Here is a 17,571-nt window from a genome sequence, read left to right on the forward strand (position 1 = left end):
TCTAAGGTAGTTAGGGCGCTTTTGTCACATCCAGTGAGTGATGATTCAAAAAATATCTGCGCAGCTAAGTGCGGGTATTCAACATCTCAAAGGACTAAAAAATGAAAAACAAACTAGCGTTAGTGTGTACGACTTTGTTGGTCAGTACGCTGGCTCATGGTGCCGAGCATCGAGTAAAAGACAATAAAAACAAGTTGGCGGATGACCCAACAAAAGTCATCACGAAATTTGGCGCGTCTTACGCAAACAACTACGATTTTGATGATCAAAACATCTCATTTTCGGGCTCACTTGCGCTTGACCAAGCGCGCAAAATTAACCTGCGTATCAATGATGATGCGAGCGAGTGGCGTATTGGTGGCTCGTGGCTGTTTCCGGTCGGTATCGTGAACTTCAACTTCGGTAAAAATGAATACGTAAACGGCGCGGATCAAACCAACTACAGCGTTGGTACCTTTATGCCGCTAAGTTATTTCGGGATTGAGCCAGCAGGCTTCCAAATTTTCCCAATGGCAGGCTATACGTACAACACTGGTGATGTTCCTGTTTGTGACGGTGCAGAAAGTAGCCACTGTAGCGAGCCTAACTTTACGGGCACGCCAAGTGCAGAGAATGGCTTCAATATGATGAGCTCTTCAGGCAGTAGCGGTTACGTTGGTGTATTTGCGCTGAAATCGTTTACCAAAGAGCTGACGTTAATCAGCTTCGCAGCGGGCACTTACGGCTCAGAAAACAGTGAAGGAGAGAATTACAAAGGCTTCTTTGGTGGTATCGGTCTTGGTTACCTTGTGAACAGACGCCACTCGTTTAACGTAATGACGTTTGTCATGGACAACAACACCTATTTGGATGAAGCAGACAAGCGCATCGTATTATCATATCAATATCAATTTGAATAAATAAAAACGCAGCCCAAATAGCTGCGTTTTTACTTTGATAGAATGAACTAGTGAATTGAGTTGTTTTCTTCGATCTTTTTCTGGTACTGGTGTTTTAATATATACATGCGCTTAACATCGCTGTAAGCGCCGTTAATAAAGTATTCTTCTACAAGGTGACCTTCTTCAATAAAGCCGCATTTTTTGTATAAGTGAATAGCGACTTCGTTATCCACTGCGACTAATAAGTAGATTTTACGTAGATTAAGAATTGAGAATGAGTAATCTAACGCACGATTAATCATCTCTGTCGCATAACCTCGGCCTTGATGCTCTGGGGCGATGATTATCTGAAATTCCGCGCTGCGGTGAATGTAGTTAATCTCGATCAGCTCAACTAAGCCAATTACGATGCCGTCTTCATCTTCGACGACAAAACGTCTTTCAGCGTCATCATGTATATGTTTTCGATAAAGTTCTTCGAGCTCGTCATAAGACTCGTAAGGTTCTTCGAACCAGTAGGCCATGATATTTCGGTTGTTATTCAGTTCATGAATAAAGCGCAAATCAGAACGCTCTAATGCACGCATTTTTAGGCCTTTCTTCATCATTTTTCTCCAATGAGGGCGGAGAATACCTCCGCACTTGATGCTAGAAAATATTACCGTATTTCACAAGAATAGCGCATCTTTTTTTGGAAAATATCCTGTGATTTTCAATGTGGAAACTTAGAGTTCACGACAAAGATAAATTAATCTTTACGATAAAAAACTCGATTAGGTGCTTTGCCTAATATCGTATTAAATACTGCGCAACGACTTAGTGTCTTAATCTAAACAAACAAGGTATTTAATATGTTTTCAATCGGTGACGTAGTAGTAGCGACTAAAGGTATCGATCTTGGCGAAATGGTTGTTACAGGTTTAAGCAGTGGCGGTTTTTACACACATGTAAAAGCAGGCGAAAAAACACTAACTTACCCAGCTAAAGATCTTAAGAAAGCATAATTAAATTTGCTCATTCTTATTTTTAACTGGCTTAAAGTTCGTATTAGTTATTTTAAGCGGGTTAGAATCGATAAAAGGTAGCGCAATGAGTCGCTACCTTTTTTTATTTTTTCTACCTTTCTTCACCAATATGAAACTCAACGCGATTTCTTCCGGTTTCTTTTGCCTTGTAAAGTGCTAAGTCGGCGCGTTTAACGAGTGGTTCAAATGAGTCGTCGAGACGACAGACTTGAGTTACCCCAATACTCGCGGTGAAGCTCATATCACAACCTGAATGTTGAACGGTCGTCGTTTCTAGTGCATTACGAATCGTTTCTAATGTGTCTAGAGCTTGCTGTGATGAGCGACTTCTTAATACGATGGCAAACTCTTCACCGCCAACTCTGGCAAGTAAGTCACAATCAAGTAGATGACTTTTAATAGTGTTAACTGCATGGATCAGTGATTTATCGCCTGCGTCATGACCAAATCGGTCATTGAGGCTTTTAAAATTGTCGAGATCTAAAATAGCAACATGGAAGTCAATGCCCTGGGTTCGGTATTCATTTAGGCGGCTTTCGATTTGTCGCATGAACTCTCTGCGGTTTGGAATACCTGTTAGATCATCCGTCGTGGCGAGGTGTTCCATTTTCATAATCTGTATATGAAGGGCAATGTTTAAAGCAATCCAATTAGCGATGCACTGAAGCTGTGCCGCTTGTTCGTTTGTGTAAATGTGCGTTTGATGATGCGCAACATTAAGCGTTCCTAGGCAGACTTTACCGTGCATTAAAGGCGCGTCCATACACGTACCCATACCATTGGATGCGAGCATCACACAATCGATCTCATCAGATTGCGTAACATCGTCGCAGATCATCAGTTGTTGCTTTTTGAACACTCGGCCAACAAACGCTTGATGAATGGGCACTAAAAATTCAGCGGGAATCGCTTTACTACCAGAGAAAGAGTAGACCTTTAAATGATCATTGTTTTCATAAAGTGTGATACTCGCACGGTCAGAATTAAATATACGATTTATCCATTCTGCCACCGTATCAAGTACTTGCTGTAGTGTTTCCGATTGAGCTAAAAAGTGAACAAACCCTATCGGCATACATATCGGACTTTCCATGTTTTGCATCGATAAGTCATCAGGGTTAAAAGTTCTTTCAAGTCTCAATAGACATCTCCTTGGCAATGTTGCAAATACCAACAATAAATTACGTGAAGCTATTTTGTAGAAAATGTGCTTCTTGGTAAGAGTATGGTTTAATTATCGCCGTTTGTGTGCATTTGGTTGCTTAATGTGGGCGTTAACTCACCCTAAATAAGTAAATCTTATACCTATTTATAAGTAAGTCATTACTCAATAAGTGGTGTTTTTAAGATGGAAGTACAGAATGAGCCCTTCTGGAATAGAAGGGCTAGAAAAGGATACAAATAGGGTCAGGTGAGTGGTGACTTAATTGTCTTTGTACTTTTGTAAAATCAACTGACTTATCTGCGCAACGAGTTGGTCCCTAGCTTGAAGTGAGAGCTCGGTTTCTGTGACATAAATACTAATGTAAACAGGTCGATGATTTTCCTTCCATATAATCGCGTTAATGCCACGCGAACCATGACCCCCCGCACCAGAACGGTCTGCAATAGACCAACCTGTTGGTAATACAGAACGCATTAACGAGTCTGAAACTTTGTTGTCCTGCATCCAGATTTTTAATTGTACACGAGACTCATAAGACAACGTTTCGCCTTCGACCAAAGTTCGAAGAGTGTTTAGTATGGCGTTAGGTGTGGTTGTGTCGCGGCTGTCGCCTGGTGTGGCTTCGTTCAAGCGAGGTTCTATTCTGTCTAGGCGCGTTGCTTTATCTCCAATTGTTCGCAGAAACATTGTTACGGCCTTAGGGCCGCCAATTTCATTTAATACTAAGTTGGCTGCGGTATTATCACTCATTAACATAGCGGCTTCACACGCGTGCTCTATGCGTGTGTTTTGGCCTGCGAGCTTATCCATCACTGGAGACCATACAACGATACTGCGCTCATCGACTTTTGCGGTCGCATTTTTACTTAGCTTACCGCTGTCCATATCACTTAGCATTTTGGCACAAGCTAGGGTTTTGAATGTGCTCATGAGTGGGAAGCGTTCATCGCCACGGTAGTCCCAACGCTCGTCTGCTTGGGTATCCCAAACTGACACCCCAATTCTGCTTGAGGTTTGTTGCTCGAGGAGAGAAATGTCCTCATTCAGTTGGGACGCGTAACTTAGGGTTGAGCAAACCATTAGCCCAGCCAACAAAAATAACTTTTTCATGGATCGTGTTCTTCAATTTTAGTTTTAGTTCGCACCGTAGCGATGTCACGTAAACTATAACGAGCCAATACTCTAAACACTGTTAAATCTATGTCTATTTTATGTAGGATTCTTTGCAATACGCTTAAACGGTCTAAATATGGGGAGAAGAGTGTTGCTATCAAGGCCTGTAGTTTGGCTTATATATTACGTCAGTGATTCGGTCACAAAAATATCTTAGCGTGAGACACTGACTCAGAATTTCTTGTCATGAGCTAACGAATAGTTTGATCCAGAAATAAAAGGAGCTGAATCATCAGCTCCTTTGTCTAGTTGGATAATTACTTACAGTTCAATCTTTTTAACCATGCCCGATTCTGCATGGCCCGGAATGTTGCACGCGAACTCAACCTTGTTGTCACCGTGGAAGTGCCACAGTAATTGCTTCGCTTTACCTGGTTCTACCGTAACTGCGTTGTCTGAGTCATGCATGTGATCGCCACTCATTGTCTTCATCATTTCGCGATGTTCTAGCTGCTCTTTAGCCGAACCAATCGTAAACTCGTGGTTGATCTTACCTGTGTTCATCACCACAAACTGCACCACATCGTTTGGCTCAATCTTAACGTCTTTCTTGAACTTGATGGTCATGTCATCACCCAAGATAACGTGTACCACCTTGTCTGGCTTTGCACCTTTTGCTGGCATACCTACTGCCGACATGCCCGGCATATCCATCATGTTTGAATGGTCCATTTTACTGTGGTCCATCTTCATGCTGCCGTGGTCCATATTTTCATGCTTCATGTTGTTATGATCCATGTTCGCGTGGTCCATGTTTGCATGATCCATTTGGGCAAACGCAGTCGTTGTTGTTAGGGCTAGAGCAAGAGTGATTAGTGTCTTTTTCATTTTTATATCCTTGTTTTAATTCATTAATAATTTGGTTGCTTCCCCCCAAACGAATTGATTGAGGGGAAGGTAGGGATTAAGCGTTGTTGTTTACATCACTAGCTTGGTGATTAGTCGCATTGCTCTGGCGCAACTCGCGTTGTTTCCACAGCTTGAAGATGGCTGGAAGTACCAACAGTGTCAGCAGCAGTGCCGATGCCATACCGCCAATCATTGGGGTGGCGATACGTTGCATTACTTCTGATCCTGTACCTTCGCCGTACATGATCGGAATCAGACCAATAATGACCGTCAGTACCGTCATCATTACTGGGCGAACACGAAGGCCTGCACCTTCACGAATGGCATCGGTTAGGTCTTTCGCTTCAAGCTTCTGTTGGCTCTCTTCCGCATCCAGCTTTTTGTAGTGCCATGCTTGGTTGAGGTAGACGAGCATGATGACCCCAATTTCAACCGCGACGCCTGCTAGGGCAATAAAGCCGACCCCAACGGCAATCGAGAAGTTGTAGTTGAGGATATGCATGAGCCACAAACCACCAACCATAGCGAGTGGTAGGGTAAGCATGATGATCATCACTTCACCGACACGACGGAAGCTGAAGTAAAGCAGCAGCATAATGATGGCGATGGTGATTGGTACCACGACACTCAAGCGGTCTTTCGCACGCTCCATGTATTCGTATTGACCAGACCAAGCCAGCGAGTAACCCGCAGGAAGTTCCAATTGATCAGCCACGACTTGCTGTGCTTCCACGACGTAAGAGCCAAGGTCACGACCATCGATGTCGACAAACACCCAGCCGTTTGGACGCGCGTTTTCCGTTTTGATCATCGGAGGGCCGTCTTCATAACGAATGTCCGCTACGTCAGCCAGCGCAATACGAGCGCCATTTGGTGTCACCAATGGTAGGTTTTGCAGTTTAACTACTGAGTCACGGTAGTCTTGTGGGTAACGAACGTTGATTGGGTAACGCTCCAAGCCTTCAATGGTTTCACCCACATTCATGCCGCCCACCGCAGTGGAGATCACCTGCTGAACGTCTTTGATGCTCAAGCCATAACGCGCTGCGGCACGACGTTTAATGTCGATCGTGACATAACGGCCACCTGCGACACGTTCTGCATAAACCGATGCCGTGCCTTGTACGCCGTTAAGAATTGGCTCTAGCTGAGAGCCGATCTTCTCAATCACTTTCAGATCTGGGCCCGCGATCTTAATGCCGATAGGGGTTTTGATGCCCGTTGCCAGCATGTCGATACGCGTTTTGATTGGCATTACCCAAGCATTAGTAAGACCAGGGAACTGAACCAACTTGTCGAACTCTTTACGCAGTGACTCGGTTGTAACCCCTTCACGCCATTGATCGCGTGGCTTCAACTGAATCACGGTTTCAATCATGGTGAGTGGCGCTGGATCGGTTGCGGTCTCAGCTCGGCCAATCTTGCCCCATACGGTTTTCACCTCTGGAACGGTTTTGATCAGCTTGTTGGTTTGTTGTAGAAGCTCACGCGCCTTACCAATCGAGATACCCGGATAGGTCGTTGGCATGTACATTAAGTCGCCCTCATCCAGCGGCGGGATGAACTCGCTACCCAGTTTACTGGTTGGGTAGTAAGCCGACACCATTAGACCTAATGCGATAACAATCATGGTCTTAGGGTATTTTAAGCTGGTGTTCAACAGCGGGCGGTACAGCGCGACCAAGCCACGGTTAACCGGGTTTTTGTGTTCCGGTAACACCTTACCGCGAATGAAGTAGCCCATAAGCACAGGGACGAGTGTGATTGCCAAACCTGCTGCCGCTGCCATGGCGTACGTCTTAGTGAACGCAAGCGGCGAGAACATCTTGCCTTCTTGGCCTTCTAAGGCGAACACCGGTACGAAGCTAAGAGTAATGATCAGCAACGAGAAGAACAGCGGTGCGCCGACCTCTTCTGCGGCTTTACCTATTACTTGCCAGCGGTTTTTGTCGGTCAGTGGCGTTCGTTCAATGTGCTTATGAACGTTTTCAATCATCACGATTGCACCATCCACCATGGCACCGATGGCAATCGCAATACCACCCAAGGACATGATGTTGGCGTTGATGCCTTGCCAATGCATTACGATAAACGCAGTGAGAATGCCGACCGGTAGGCTCAGAGCGATAACCAACGAAGAACGAATGTGGAATAAGAACAACGCGCACACAATCGCAACGACGATGAACTCTTCTGCAAGCTTCTTCCATAGGTTTTCTACCGCTGAATCGATAAGGGTAGAGCGGTCGTAGGTTGCAACAATTTCCACGCCTTCTGGCAGGCTGCGTTGTAGGTCTGCGAGTTTGTCTTTGACTTTCGCAATCACTTCACTGGCGTTTTCACCAAAGCGCATCACGATAACGCCACCGACCGCTTCACCTTCGCCATTCAGCTCTGAGATACCACGGCGCATTTGTGGACCAAGGTTAATGTCTGCGATGTCTCCTAATAGCAACGGCGTGCCTTTCTCAGTGACTTTTAGTGGCAGTGATTTGATGTCTTCAATGCTGGTTAGGTAACCCGTGGTACGAACCATGTGTTCGGCTTCAGCCATTTCGATAACGGATGCGCCAGTTTCTTGGTTACCGTTTTGGATTGCCATGTTCACTTGTTGCAAAGTGAGGTTGTACGCACGCAGTTTGGCAGGATCAATCTGCACTTGATACTGCTTCACCATACCGCCCACGGTAGCGACTTCAGAAACGCCATCAACGGTTTGCAATTCGTACTTCAAGAACCAGTCTTGCAGGCTGCGAAGATCCGCCAAATCATGCTTGCCAGTTTTGTCTTGTAATACGTAGCTGTAAACCCAGCCCACGCCCGTTGCATCAGGACCTAGGGTTGGTTTTGCGTTCGGTGGCAGCTTTGGTGCTACTTGGCTTAAGTACTCCAACACGCGTGAACGTGCCCAGTACATGTCGGTATCATCGTTGAAAATGATATAAACGTAAGAGTCACCAAAGAAGGAGTAGCCACGAACTGTCTCAGCACCCGGCACGGCAAGCATGGCGGTGGTGAGTGGGTAAGTAACTTGATCCTCAACGACTTGAGGAGCTTGACCCGGATAGCTTGTCTTGATGATCACTTGCACATCAGAAAGATCCGGAATCGCATCAACAGGCGTATTCTTTACACTGTAAAGTCCGCCTAATACAAGGGCTAAGGTCGCGACCAACACTAGGAATCGGTTGCTCAGTGACCAACGAATAATAGCATTGATCATAATTAACCCTCGACGGCTGTTGTTGCAGGAACTAGCTGTTTAAGAACGTAGTCAGATCCTTGTTTTTCAACTAGAAACCGAACTTTCTGTCCTTCTTCAAAACCCGATAGATCAACGTCTTCACCCACTGAGAAGTTCATCTCGCCTGCATCCCAGTTCCATTCTGCAACGGGTAGGTGGTTTAAGGTGATCATGCCAAAGTCGGCCATCAACATAGTGATGTCACCAGTTAGCCAAACTTCTGCCGTAATGACACTGTTGTCTGCCTTATAGTCAACGATTTGGTACTGACCGGACTCCGTCTTTTGCATTTCAAATTCGATAGCCTGACCTTTTTTCAAGTCACCCATTTCAACGCCATCTGCGAAAGTGAAGTTCATTACCATGCCCGGCCAATCCCATTCTGGTACAGGCTGGTGGTTGATGGTCAGCATACGGTGATCTTTCATCACATCCGTGATCTCACCTTTGGCCCATGCCGTTTCTGCTGCCGCTTCTACACCATTGATGCGAGATAGATCCGCCGACTGGCTTGATTCAGAATCGAGCATGAAGTGAGATGAAGTAACGATCTTGTCGCCCTGTTTAAGTCCTTGTAATACTTCGACTTGTTCGCCAGCTTCGCGGCCAACTTCAATTCGAGCAGAACGGTATTTGCCATCACCTTCCGCCAGGACAACGCGAGTCATACCGCCAGAGCGGATAACAGATGATTTAGGAATCGTTAATACTGCGTCGTCAGTGACAGGCTGCAGGGCAATATTGGCGAACATGTTTGGTTTCAATGCGCTATCTGGATTAGGGAATTTAAGGCGCACACGCAACGTACGTGTTTTCGGATCGAGGATTGGGTACACGTAATCGACAACACCTTGCCATTCATTGCCCGGAATCGCGTCAAGGGTCATCGTGGCTTGAGAGCCCGCTTTCATCCAGTGCGCTTGACGCTCAAAGACTTCTGCATCAACCCAAACATTGTCCAAAGGACCTGCACTGATCACCGCTTGAGCAGGGGACAAATAGCCACCTTCACGCACGTTTAAGCTCGCGATAACGCCATCAGCAGGCGCTTTGATTTCAATGGTTTGCGATGCTTTACCACTACGAGTAATGGATTTGATTTGAGCACGGTCAACCCCAAGCGTTACCAAGCGTTCGGTCGCGCCTTTTACAAGACCTTTGCGGCCAGTGCGGTACGCATTCAGCAATTCTTCTTGTGCTTTAACCAGTTCAGGAGAGTAGAGCGTGAAAAGCACATCGCCTTTCTTCACTTTCTCACCCACGGCATTGATGTAGAGTTTTTCTACCCAACCCGCCACACGAACGTTGGTTTGCCATAACAGACTTTCATCAAAGGCAATATAGCCAACCGTTTCGATGCGTGGTGATAACTGCTGTAGTGTCGCGTTTGCGGTTTTAACCCCGAGGTTACTTTCTACTGAAGGGTCAATAGTCACTGTACCCGGTGCGTCTTGTTCACCGGATAGGTCTTCTGCGTAAACCGGAATCAAATCCATGCCCATTGGGGACTTACCCGGCTTGTCGCGTTTGTAATTCGGATCCATTGGGGCAACCCAGTAAAGCGGATCATTAGAGCTTGCAGCAGATTCGTCACCCATCGCACTCATGTCGTGAGTCGAGCCCGTAAGAAAATGATTAGCACCAAACCCTAAAGCACCACCAACAATCAGCGCGATGGTTGCAATTTTAAATGTTTTCATTGTTTTACCTTATTTTCCCCTTCACATTTGACGCTACAGCGTTGTTGCCTGCTCTCGTTCACCCAAATCACATAGCAGATCCCTTAGTTTGTTAGGGAAAGTGCTCATGGGATTCTCTCGTTTGCCGCCTAGCTGTAGCCCCAACTGTCTTGGGGAATCACAAATTAATATGTCGAAATAGAGCGAGCTTCCGGTGAAGCCACTTGGTAGTCGAAACCACCGAGTAGGGTGGCTAAATTGCTGTTTGCGATGTTGAGATCGGTCAGCAGACGTTGTTGCTCTAATTGCAGAGCCAACTCGTCAGTCGTGGCAGAAATCACATCGTTAAACTGCGCTGTGTTGTTTTGATAACCCCGCTCAACGGCTTGAATGCGCGCTTTCGCTTGAGGCAATAAGGTGGATTGATAACGTTCTAAACGCTGGGTTAAGTTGCCGCGATTAACCAGCAAAGTGTTCACCTTGGCATTCATCTGCGTTAGTAAGGTGTCTTTTTGTGATTGTGCCGCGCCAACTTGGTATTGAGCGGCAGCAAGATTGCGATCTTGGCGGTCACTCGTAAACAACGGAATGTCCATGGTTAGGTAAGCGCTGACCAAGTCTGATGCTGGCTCACCCATCATGTTGTCGGCTTGGCGGTAGGCGTACATTACTTCGACGCCAAATTGTGGGTTGTAGGCTTGCTCAGCAATTTCCACCTGAGTTTTATTGGCAGAGATGCTGACGTCGGCCATCTTAACCATCGGGTGTTGGCTGAGTTGTTGATAATGCTTGGTGGAACCCTGACTAGCAGCAAGTTTGCCGTTCAGTGTGTCCCAATTAAGTTGGTTGCTCGCGTGCAGAGCCTGTTCATTCGCCAACCAATCTGAACCCAACCATTCGGAGAGTTGAGAGATAAGACGACGTTGCATTTGTGCATTGGCTTGCAGTTTCTCATCCAACTTGCTGACTTGTAATTGAGCGTTGAGTAGGTCTTGCGCTTCACTCTTACCAATCGAATAGTTGGTTTGAATAAAGCTTTCCATCTCCTTCATCAACTTGCGGTTCTCAAGCATGATTTGCTCCGCGCGTTGCTGGTAACCAAGCTCTAACCAAAGTTGAGTCATGCTGTTGGCTACCTCAAGCTCACGAGCATGGACTTGAAGCCCAAGGCCGTCAGCTTGTTGATTGGCTTTCTTCTGCTGTAAATCAAGCGTCGACCCACGCTCAAATTGTTGCATTAAACCAACGGAGATATTGGTCATTGGGTCTTCATCGAATTTGAAGCTGTCGACAGGCAAGCCACCAAAACCCACTTTCAGTTTTGGGTCCATCAAGGTCGCGCTCGCGAGGCCCGTTTCACGCATGGCAGCAGATTGCGCAGAGTATTGCTTACGATTGCCATCGTTACTCAAAGCGACGTTGATCAGTTGGGCAAGCTTGGTCGTTGAAGCTCGCTCACTTGATGCGGAATTTTGCGCTGCGTGCGTCTCTTTACCAGCGGCGTTAACCAAGGTTGGCGCAGCGACCAGAGCCACCATAAAAATAGGTGCAGCTAAGCGGTATGGTTTGATATCCATAATCTAAATCCAGTGTTCGCCGGATCGATGGAGGTGCGGATTTTATTGCGGGAACAGTAAAGCCTTGTTACCTCATCGCTCAGGCGCATTAAAACAACCTGCGATACACGCGCAGGGTCGAATGCTAGGACGGATTTAGGCTATAGGAGGTCGGTATAGGTCGCGGCTGACGTGTACGACTGGGGAAGCAACTTCAGGAGTAATAGTTGCGCGATAGACGACGGGCATTGGGCTATTGATAGGATTCGGTAGGGGGACGAAAACTATCGTACACGCGGCAGTACAGCAGGTATGAACCATGCCGGAGCCTCCACCACAGTTCATGCTGGTTTCTCTTGCATCGCCATCTTCGGACATAGAAGCGTCTGTCATGGAGACGTCCATCATGCCAGGCATACCGCAGTGTTCGCTGTCACTCATCATAGAAGGATGGTGAGCCATGCCAATAGACATCATTTGAATATTCATCAACGGCTCACTGTTCGCCACACTAGATACCAATAGCACTAGCGTCGTGAAGAGAGTTAACCAGATTGTATGCAGCGATTTTAAGTGCATACCCTTTCCCATGTGTTTGATGAAAATGATGAAAACCCTTCGATTCTAAAGGTTAACCTAAGGGTAAGGTCAATCATTTATTACTCTTATTATCAAAATAGTCCAACCCTTCTGTTTTCGCACTTAAACGTTTGTTAAACACCGAGTGTTGAAAGTTAGCGAAAGAAGCTCTCGCTTTTTATGACACGTGAAAAATGTGGTTTATAAGTTTTACATCACACTAACTTGTCTTACAAATGATTATCCTTATAAAATGCATGGTTTTACTTGTGCAGATTTGGATTTGCTTTGCTGCGGGGGTTGCATGATAGAAATTGTCATCGATGGAAAATATAGAATTGTAGAAGAGGGTCTAACCCTTTTAGAAGCAGCAAAAGTGTGTGGGGTCGAGATCCCATCGCTGTGCGGAATGAACAAAAGTAATGAAAAAGTACCGTGTGACTTGTGTGTGGTTGAAGTCGAAAGCGGCGGTACTAAGCGTGCGTGTGAACTTGAAGTTTACCGCGGCCTTAATGTGGTCACGCAATCAGAACAATTAAGCGAGCACCGCAGAAAAGCACTTAACCGTATCATGACGGATCATTACGCCGATTGTGAAGCGCCATGTAAAACAGCATGTCCAGCGGGCGTGGATATCCAGTCGTACCTATATCACATCGCACAGAACGATCATCAAAAAGCGATTGAAGTGATTAAGCGTACGTTGCCTATGCCGTTATCGATTGGCCGTGTGTGCCCGGCATTTTGTGAGAGTGAATGTCGCCGCTCGTTAGTCGATGAGCCTATTGCAATTCGTCAGCTAAAACGTCATGCCGCGGATGCGGATTTGTCTGCGCATGAAGCCTACGTACCAGAAAAGAAACCAAGCAAAGGTTTGAACATTGCCGTCGTCGGCAGTGGTCCTGGTGGTCTGACAGCTGGCTACTACCTATCGAACGAAGGCTACGACGTTACGGTCTTTGAATCCATGCCAAAAGCGGGCGGTTGGTTGCGTTACGGTATTCCAGAATACCGTTTACCAAAAGACATTCTCGATAAAGAAATCGAACTGATGTGCCGCAATGGCATGCAAGTTCACACCAATCAAAAGCTAGGTGTGGATTTCACGCTTTCTCAATTGAGCGAAGAATACGACGCAGTGTGTTTGGCTGTCGGTGCGTCTCAAGCGGTTGAAATGCGTTACACAGGCAGTGACCTTGAAGGTTGCTACTTAGGCGTTGATTACCTTAAAGATTACGTCACTGAGCAAAACTATGTAACGGGTCAAAAAGTCGCGGTGATCGGTGGTGGTAACACGGCAATTGACTGTGCTCGTACTGCGCGTCGTGCTGGTGCAGACACCACGTTGATTTACCGTCGTACCCGTGACGAAATGCCAGCAGAAGACTACGAGATTGTCGAAGCGGAACACGAAGGGGTGAAATTCCACTTCTTGACCAACCCGGCAGAAAACCTTGCCGATGAAACCGGACGCGTGAGTGCGATTCGTCTAGAGCGCATGGCGTTGGGTGAGCCGGATGCATCTGGTCGTCGAAGCCCTAAACCAACCGGCGAGTTCTTTACCGAAGAGTTCGACACCGTAATTGCGGCAGTATCGCAAAAGCCAGACCTGAGCTTCCTAGAAGGTGAAGACTTATCTATTCCGCTAACGCGTTGGAACACCTCCGATGCAGATGAAAAGACCATGCACACCGGCACGGGTAACATCTTCAGTATTGGTGATTTCCGCCGTGGTCCAGCAACGGCAGTTGAAGCCGTGGGTGATGGTCGCGTTGCGGCAAAAGCCATTGATCTGTTTTTGAATGGCGATATGGCAGACATGCCAAAGGCAGCGTTCAACTCGCGCAAAGAGAAGAAACTCTCTCAAGTCGATCAGCTTCACTTCGAGAACATCCAGAAAGTCGCTCGATCTATCATGCCAGAATTGACTCCAGCACAACGCGAGCAAAGCTTCGCTGAAGTGGAGTTGGGCTTTGATAACGAAGAAGCGATGCAGGAAGCCGCGCGCTGTCTAGAATGTGGTTGCCAGGCCAATACCGATTGTGCGCTACGTGACTACTCCACCGAATATGAAGCCGAGCAGAGCTTTGACTTCTCCTTGCAGATTAAATCGCATCAAGATTGGTTAGATCTTCGTGCGAAAGACTTGCGTCATAAGTACGAAGTTGACCGCAGCTCTGAGTTTATTGAGTTTGATGCTAACCGCTGTATTAGCTGTGGTCAGTGTATCCAAGCGTGTCGCGACAAAGCCGTGCACGGTGTACTGAACTTTGTGTGCGATAAACAAGGTCGTCCCGCATTACGTCCTGACGATCGTCCACACTTTGGAAGTAACAAGAATGGCTTAACCCTAATGGGTGATTCGAACTGCGTGCAATGTGGCGCGTGCGTTCAAGTGTGTCCAACGGGTGCGATGGTCGATAGTCGTGACCGTTCGCAAGGTCGTACTGAAGATCTGAAAGCGGTCGACACCATTTGTACATACTGTGGTGTGGGTTGTAAGTTGACCATGTTCGTGGACGAAGCAACCAATACGATTCGTTACGTGAAAGGCGGTGACTCGCCGGTGAACCAAGGCATGCTGTGTGTGAAAGGGCGCTTTGGTTTTGATTTCATTGGCAGTGAAGAGCGTCTTACCACGCCATTGATTCGTAAAGATGGTTGGTTGCAGCCTGCAAGTTGGGAAGAGGCGATTCAACTGATTGCGAGCAAGTTCTCTGGCATCAAGCAAGATTTTGGCAGCAACGCATTAGCGGGTTTTTCTTCAGCGAAAACCACCAACGAAGACAACTACGCGTTCCAAAAATTTGTCCGTCGTGAACTAGGCACTAACAACGTCGACCACTGTGCGCGTTTGTGTCACGCATCGAGTGTAACCGGTCTTGAGGCGTCACTGGGTAGTGGTGCAATGACCAACGACATTCCAAGCATTAAGCACTCGGATGTGATCTTTATTATTGGTTCAGATACCACATCGGCGCACCCGATTATTGCTTCACATATCAAACAAGCAATTCGTCACCACGGCGCTCGCTTGATTGTGGCTGACCCGAAACGCGTCGATATGGCAGAGCATGCTGAGCTGTATATGGCGCACCGTCCGGGGACGGATGTGATGCTCATAAACGGTGTCATGCAGCAGATCATCAAGAACGGTTGGTACGATCAAGAGTACATCGAAGAACGTGTCGACAGCTTTGATACCTTACTGCAAGAAGTAATGTCGCCAGCTTACAACCTCGATAAAGTGGAGTTGGTTACAGGCGTTAAAGCTGAAGACATTCAAGTAATGGCGCGCATGATCGGTACGGCAGATCGTACGGCTGTTTACTACTCGATGGGTATCACTCAGCATACGACAGGTCATGACAACGTGCGTTCTATCGCTAACTTGCAACTGCTGTGTGGCAACATCGGTATTGAAGGTGGTGGTATTAACCCATTGCGTGGTCAATCAAACGTGCAAGGCGCGTGTGATATGGGCGCCTTGCCAAACAGCTTCCCGGGCTATCAAAAGGTATATAACCCAATTGTGCGTCAGAAGTTTGCGATTGAATGGAATGCGCCAAATCTGCCTTCTGAGCAAGGTTTAACCCTGACAGAAATCATTGATGCGGCTTGCCATCGTGACGTTCGTGGTATGTACATCATGGGTGAGAACCCAGTGTTGAGTGACCCGAACCAAGCGCATGTGATTGAAGGTTTAGAAGCGCTCGATTTCTTGGTGGTTCAAGACATCTTCCTAACGGAAACCGCGCAATACGCGGACGTGGTTCTGCCGTCTTGCTCGTTTGCAGAGAAAGCGGGGCACTTCACCAATACGGAGCGTCGTGTTCAGCGCGTGAATCCGGTTGTCACGGCACCGGGTGAAGCGAAAGAAGATTGGTGGATTATTCAAGAAATTGCCAATGCCATGGGCAGTGATTGGGATTACCATTGCGTGTCTGATATCACGAATGAAATCGCACGAGTGACGCCTCAATACGCAGGTCTTCGTTGGGATGCCATTACGCCAAACGGTGTGCAATGGCCGAGCAACAAGAACAACCCGGCAGGTACTCGCATCATGCACCAAACCCAGTTTACTCGTGGTAAAGGGCAAATGGTGGGCGTACCGTTCCGTTATGCGGCTGAGTTGCCAGATGAAGAGTACCCACTTGTGTTAACGACGGGTCGTGTACTTGAGCAGTTCCACACTGGCACCATGACGCGCAAAACCAAAGGGTTGGATAATCTTGCTGGCCCTCGTGCGATGGTGAGCGTGGAAGACGCAGAAGCGCTAGGCATCAGTAATGGTCAGCGTCTGACGGTGTCTGCACGTCGCGGCAGCATTGAGATTGATGCCTTTGTGACTAAGCGTATTCAAAAAGGAGTGGTGTTCATTCCATTCCACTTTGTTGAATCGCCAGTCAACCGTCTAACGACAACAGCGACTGATCCGCATGCGAAGATCCCTGAGTTCAAGGTCGCTGCGGTTAAAGTGGAAGTGAGCGAAAAGACAACGCAGACAGAGTCTCTCGAAGATAGTTACCAACACGTTTAAATTCGGCGAGTCACGTTGTTGTGGGCACTGACAATTTGAGCCTAGTTGATGGGCGGATAATCTACTCTTGATTTCCGCTCTCACTACATTCACTCGGATTGTCTTTTTCTTCAAACTCCTTTTACTTTTCTGTTATCACCGCGCTCCGGTTAGTTTTCCTTTCTTACTTCTTACTTCTTACTTCTTACTTCTTACTTCTTACTTCTTACTTCTTACTGTCTCTATGGCGTATTTTTGTTCAAGCCCATGATGAGAGTGCAATAAAGTTTGTTGTTGAGCTTGTCATAGAATTGACTGTCTCTGACTGTCCTCTGTTATTTGGGCAAGTTCTATAACCTAAACTTTGCTCGCTTCCTATACTGAATTAACGAAGCAAGATTTTTATAACAACAAGAGGAAGCTTGTATGACAAGAACAACCTCATTTGCACTCGTTTTATTACTTATGTGCGCATACTTTGGTTACAACCGTTATTATGTATACCCCCAGCAGTTGGAAACACAGGCGAAGTCCATGCTAATACAAATGGCAAATCGCGAAGAGTGGGTAGATGTGTTTGAGATGATGAATCGCGTAGACGCGCATAAGGGCCATTTGGAACTTGTTGCTGACGTGACATCCTCTGATGGTCAGCGTGCGTACAGTGAAGGTATTATCACGTACACGGATCGCGAAGGCGTTGTCTGTAAACAGGTAGTGTTCAACTTTAAAATAAACTCTTTGAAAAACTACAATATTTCCGATTTACGAGATTGTTCCTACGGTGAGTACTATTAATATTGTCTGAGAGTTGAGCTCGATAGCACAGTGTATGAATACACAAACAAAAAATAGCCCTTCGTTGGGGCTATTTTTGTTTTTAAGGAATGAACGCAAT

12 protein-coding genes are annotated in these 17,571 nt (G+C 46.7%); 4 read left to right on the top strand and 8 right to left on the bottom strand.

What is annotated here, in order from left to right:
* The first annotated feature begins 101 nt into the window (after positions 1–101).
* On the top strand, positions 102–899 hold the full coding sequence (locus R7E38_RS13450) for a hypothetical protein (protein ID WP_053307859.1): 798 nt from the start codon (positions 102–104) through the stop codon (positions 897–899).
* Between the two features lie 47 nt (positions 900–946).
* Here R7E38_RS13450 and speG read toward each other — a convergent pair whose 3' ends face one another.
* Positions 947–1,486: a spermidine N1-acetyltransferase gene (speG, locus tag R7E38_RS13455; RefSeq protein WP_005375417.1), complete on the bottom strand. Its 540-nt coding sequence runs from the start codon at positions 1,484–1,486 to the stop codon at positions 947–949.
* A gap of 246 nt (positions 1,487–1,732) precedes the next feature.
* Between speG and R7E38_RS13460 the strand changes: the two genes are divergently transcribed.
* On the top strand, positions 1,733–1,885 hold the full coding sequence (locus R7E38_RS13460; protein ID WP_005375418.1) for a hypothetical protein: 153 nt from the start codon (positions 1,733–1,735) through the stop codon (positions 1,883–1,885).
* Between the two features lie 112 nt (positions 1,886–1,997).
* Here the strand turns inward: R7E38_RS13460 and R7E38_RS13465 are convergent, their stop codons facing one another.
* The 7 genes from R7E38_RS13465 to R7E38_RS13495 form a co-directional block, all read right to left on the bottom strand.
* Positions 1,998–3,047, bottom strand: coding sequence for a sensor domain-containing diguanylate cyclase (locus R7E38_RS13465; RefSeq protein WP_053303796.1), 1,050 nt, complete (start codon positions 3,045–3,047; stop codon positions 1,998–2,000).
* Positions 3,048–3,329: 282 nt separating this feature from the next.
* Complete coding sequence (locus tag R7E38_RS13470) at positions 3,330–4,181, bottom strand: carbenicillin-hydrolyzing class A beta-lactamase CARB-42 (protein ID WP_005375420.1); 852 nt, start codon at positions 4,179–4,181, stop codon at positions 3,330–3,332.
* Between the two features lie 324 nt (positions 4,182–4,505).
* The gene (gene copI, locus R7E38_RS13475; protein WP_054577088.1) at positions 4,506–5,072 is read right to left on the bottom strand and encodes a copper-resistant cuproprotein CopI; all 567 of its coding nucleotides are present in this window, start codon (positions 5,070–5,072) and stop codon (positions 4,506–4,508) included.
* Between the two features lie 76 nt (positions 5,073–5,148).
* Positions 5,149–8,316 carry an efflux RND transporter permease subunit gene (locus R7E38_RS13480; protein ID WP_065275411.1) on the bottom strand — a complete coding sequence of 1,056 codons (3,168 nt, stop codon included), beginning with the start codon at positions 8,314–8,316 and terminating at the stop codon, positions 5,149–5,151.
* 2 nt (positions 8,317–8,318) lie between these two features.
* Positions 8,319–10,037, bottom strand: coding sequence for an efflux RND transporter periplasmic adaptor subunit (locus R7E38_RS13485; protein WP_318081835.1), 1,719 nt, complete (start codon positions 10,035–10,037; stop codon positions 8,319–8,321).
* Positions 10,038–10,201: 164 nt separating this feature from the next.
* Positions 10,202–11,593 (bottom strand): TolC family protein, encoded by a 1,392-nt coding sequence (locus R7E38_RS13490; RefSeq protein ID WP_318081836.1) that lies wholly within the window; start codon positions 11,591–11,593, stop codon positions 10,202–10,204.
* A gap of 135 nt (positions 11,594–11,728) precedes the next feature.
* Positions 11,729–12,151, bottom strand: coding sequence for a hypothetical protein (locus tag R7E38_RS13495; RefSeq protein ID WP_205461304.1), 423 nt, complete (start codon positions 12,149–12,151; stop codon positions 11,729–11,731).
* Between the two features lie 304 nt (positions 12,152–12,455).
* Here R7E38_RS13495 and fdhF point away from each other — a divergent pair, with 304 nt between their 5' ends.
* Together fdhF and R7E38_RS13505 are read left to right on the top strand one after the other, a co-directional pair.
* Complete coding sequence (gene fdhF, locus R7E38_RS13500) at positions 12,456–16,694, top strand: formate dehydrogenase subunit alpha (RefSeq protein ID WP_318081837.1); 4,239 nt, start codon at positions 12,456–12,458, stop codon at positions 16,692–16,694.
* A gap of 405 nt (positions 16,695–17,099) precedes the next feature.
* Positions 17,100–17,471 (top strand): hypothetical protein, encoded by a 372-nt coding sequence (locus R7E38_RS13505; RefSeq protein WP_005375433.1) that lies wholly within the window; start codon positions 17,100–17,102, stop codon positions 17,469–17,471.
* Positions 17,472–17,571: the final 100 nt, after the last annotated feature.

Source organism: Vibrio sp. Vb2131 (assembly GCF_033338535.1).
Classification (GTDB): domain Bacteria; phylum Pseudomonadota; class Gammaproteobacteria; order Enterobacterales; family Vibrionaceae; genus Vibrio; species Vibrio alginolyticus.

Coding starts and splice junctions, on each gene's coding strand:
- R7E38_RS13460 (WP_005375418.1), top strand. CDS start 1,733: ATGTTTTCAATCGGTGACGTAGTAGTAGCGACTAAAGGTATCGATCTT.
- R7E38_RS13485 (WP_318081835.1), bottom strand. CDS start 10,037: ATGAAAACATTTAAAATTGCAACCATCGCGCTGATTGTTGGTGGTGCT.
- R7E38_RS13450 (WP_053307859.1), top strand. CDS start 102: ATGAAAAACAAACTAGCGTTAGTGTGTACGACTTTGTTGGTCAGTACG.
- fdhF (WP_318081837.1), top strand. CDS start 12,456: ATGATAGAAATTGTCATCGATGGAAAATATAGAATTGTAGAAGAGGGT.
- R7E38_RS13495 (WP_205461304.1), bottom strand. CDS start 12,151: ATGCACTTAAAATCGCTGCATACAATCTGGTTAACTCTCTTCACGACG.
- R7E38_RS13490 (WP_318081836.1), bottom strand. CDS start 11,593: ATGGATATCAAACCATACCGCTTAGCTGCACCTATTTTTATGGTGGCT.
- R7E38_RS13505 (WP_005375433.1), top strand. CDS start 17,100: ATGACAAGAACAACCTCATTTGCACTCGTTTTATTACTTATGTGCGCA.
- copI (WP_054577088.1), bottom strand. CDS start 5,072: ATGAAAAAGACACTAATCACTCTTGCTCTAGCCCTAACAACAACGACT.
- R7E38_RS13480 (WP_065275411.1), bottom strand. CDS start 8,316: ATGATCAATGCTATTATTCGTTGGTCACTGAGCAACCGATTCCTAGTG.
- R7E38_RS13470 (WP_005375420.1), bottom strand. CDS start 4,181: ATGAAAAAGTTATTTTTGTTGGCTGGGCTAATGGTTTGCTCAACCCTA.
- speG (WP_005375417.1), bottom strand. CDS start 1,486: ATGAAGAAAGGCCTAAAAATGCGTGCATTAGAGCGTTCTGATTTGCGC.